The organism is Pseudomonas sp. NPDC087639, from assembly GCF_044743385.1.
Lineage (GTDB): Bacteria > Pseudomonadota > Gammaproteobacteria > Pseudomonadales > Pseudomonadaceae > Aquipseudomonas.
The window spans coordinates 1-1,074 of sequence record NZ_JBIUWI010000199.1 but is presented as its reverse complement, the minus strand read 5'-3'; the positions used below and the strand labels follow the sequence as shown (position 1 = coordinate 1,074).

The window sequence follows — 1,074 nt, the reverse complement described above, 5'->3', positions numbered from 1 at the left end:
CAACATGACCTTGCTCAATCCAACGGGCCAGGTTGGCCTGGAACAGCGCAACCTGATCATCACCGCGACCCTGCTGATGCTGTTGGTTGTGGTGCCGGTCATCGTCATGACCTTCCTGTTCGCCTGGAAGTACCGCGCCTCCAACAAAGACGCCATCTACACCCCGAAATGGTCGCACTCGACCAAAATCGAAGTGGCGGTCTGGACCATCCCGGTGCTGATCATCATTGCCCTGGGTTACATCACTTACATTTCGACCCACGAACTGGACCCGTATCGTCCAATTCAATCCGACGTCAAGCCTGTGACCATCGAAGTGGTCGCGCTGGACTGGAAGTGGCTGTTCATCTACCCGGAACAAGGCATTGCCACGGTCAACAAGATCGTGTTCCCGGCGCACACGCCAATCAACTTCAAGATCACCTCCGATGCCGTGATGAACTCGTTCTTCATCCCGGGCCTGGGCGGCCAGATCTACGCGATGGCGGGCATGCAGACCAAGCTGCACCTGATCGCTGACCGCAACGCTGAAATGGACGGTATCTCCGCCAACTACAGCGGCGCGGGTTTCACCGGCATGAAGTTCAAAGCTATCTCCACCACTCAGGAAGATTTCGACGCCTGGGTAAGTGAAGTCAAGAAGTCACCTAAACAGCTTGATCAGGCTGAATACGCAGCCCTTGCCAAGCCGAGCCAGAACAACCCAGTCGAGCTCTACTCCTCGGTCACGCCGAACCAGTTCCAGATCATCGTCGACAAGTACGAAGGTATGAAGCCGGGCAAGCCGCTGAAGCACGAGAAGAAAGAGAAAGAAGTGGCGGCCACGGAAATTGACTCGAGTTCGCATTCAGCTGCCGGGGCAGAGGAGTAAACGATGTTTGGTAAATTAAGTTGGGAAGCAGTCCCATTCCACGAGCCGATCGTGATGGTGACCATCGCCATGATCGCCCTCGGTGGTCTGGCGCTGTTCGCTGCAATCACTTACTTCAAGAAGTGGACTTACTTGTGGACCGAGTGGCTGACGTCGGTCGACCACAAGAAAATCGGCGTGATGTACATCATCGTCGCCATGGT

The 1,074-nt window shown here is 55.4% G+C and carries 2 protein-coding genes; both read left to right on the top strand.

The features are described from left to right. Nucleotides 1-871: ubiquinol oxidase subunit II (gene cyoA / locus ACIOVB_RS27880; protein ID WP_401272323.1), on the top strand; the 871-nt coding region annotated here is incomplete at its 5' end. A gap of 3 nt (nt 872-874) precedes the next feature. Continuing rightward, nucleotides 875-1,074 (top strand): hypothetical protein (locus tag ACIOVB_RS27875; RefSeq protein WP_401272322.1); only part of this gene is annotated, 200 nt, incomplete at its 3' end.